General features: G+C 61.2%; 1 protein-coding gene. It reads left to right on the top strand.

All coding sequences use genetic code 11. The features are described from left to right. Window positions 1–263 (top strand): DDE-type integrase/transposase/recombinase (locus CR105_RS27645; protein ID WP_143752849.1); only part of this gene is annotated, 263 nt, incomplete at both ends.

Genomic DNA, 263 nt, shown 5'->3' with positions numbered 1-263 from the left:
TGCCGCTCATCGAGAAGATGGCCCGGAAACACAAGCGTCCGGTCGGCGGCAGCTGGCGTATGGATGAGACGTACATCAAGGTCAAGGGCGTCTGGAAGTACCTCTACCGCGCTGTCGACAAGCAGGGTAAGACCGTCGACTTCCTGCTGACAGCGAAGCGCGACATGGCTGCGGCGAAGCGCTTCTTCGACAAGGCCATGGGAGCGAACGGCGATCCGGACAAGGTCGCGATGGACAAGAGTGGTGCCAACAAGGCGGCGATC

The sequence above is a fragment of the Massilia eurypsychrophila genome, assembly GCF_002760655.1.
Lineage (GTDB): Bacteria > Pseudomonadota > Gammaproteobacteria > Burkholderiales > Burkholderiaceae_D > JAFCUW01.
Note: the sequence above shows the minus strand (reverse complement) of the source record. Positions and strands in the feature narration are given on the sequence as shown.